Below are 1,165 nucleotides of genomic sequence, written 5' to 3' on the forward strand. Positions count from 1 at the left end.
CCTGAAAGCGTCGCTAACGCTATCAAAATAGTCGCCCCCGGAAACAGCTCAAGTAGCGCGTACCAACCACGCTCTGGGCTTTGAACCGCCAGCTCAGCAAAGGCTGTATTGCCTTGTAATACCTCATAAAGGGCGGAGTTACCAAAGAAAGAAACAATGATAAAGTCACATAATACCGGCACCGTAATCGCAGCGATAACAAACTCACGTAATGTGCGTCCGCGCGAAATACGCGCCAAAAACACCCCAACGAACGGCCCCCATGCCAGCCAAAACGCCCAAAAGAATAACGTCCAACTGCCCATCCAATCGCTACTACCGGGAACATAGGCAAAGGTTTTGAACATCCGAGCAGGAAGTGTGACAAAGAACTGACCTAAATTTTCGACTAAGGCATTTAACAAAAACGCCGTCTCGCCAGCGATTAGAATAAACGCCATCATTGCCACCGCGCTCCATAGATTGAGCTCGGAGATCCAGCGGATACCGCGATCAACCCCTGAAGTAGTGGCCAAAATGGTCAAAACAACCGCGCCAACCACGAGGGCAATCTGTAACGTTAAGCCTTCTTCAAAACCAAATAACTTTGAGAAACCAACGTTTAAGAGTACCACGCCGATACCCATGGTCGTCGCCACGCCGAACACTGTGCCGACCAAGGCAAGAATACTAATACCATGGCCGATAGGACCTTTTACCCGCTTACCGAGCAGCGGATAAAGCGCCGCCCGAATGGATAAAGGCATGCCCCAGCGGTAGGCAAAATAGCCCATTGCCATACCAAGCAGTGCATAAATAGACCAGCCGGCAATGCCGTAATGGAACATTGTCCAAACCACAGCGTCTTGCATAGCAGCAGCACTTGCTCCTTCACCAGACGGCGGGGTCAAATACTGTACGACGGGGCCAGTGACTGAGAAAAACAGCATGTCAATGCCTACCCCAGCGGCAAATAACATCGCTGCCCACGTTCCCAGTTTATACTGTGGCCGCGAATCATCAGGCCCGAGGCGTATGCTACCTGCTTTAGACAGTGCTACCCACAGCACAAAACCGATGACCATCACCATGGTAATCACATAATACCAGCCAAGATTGGTCGCAATCCAATCAACGACTGTTTTCATCGTCGTGCTGGCATTGATAGGCATCAAAATTGCCCATA

At 50.5% G+C, this 1,165-nt stretch carries 1 protein-coding gene; it reads right to left on the minus strand.

Annotated elements, in window-relative coordinates:
- Positions 1-1,165 (minus strand): BCCT family transporter (locus tag V7D75_RS07295; protein ID WP_333614041.1); only part of this gene is annotated, 1,165 nt, incomplete at both ends.

Source organism: Psychrobacter sp. (assembly GCF_036731945.1).
Classification (GTDB): Bacteria; Pseudomonadota; Gammaproteobacteria; order Pseudomonadales; family Moraxellaceae; genus Psychrobacter.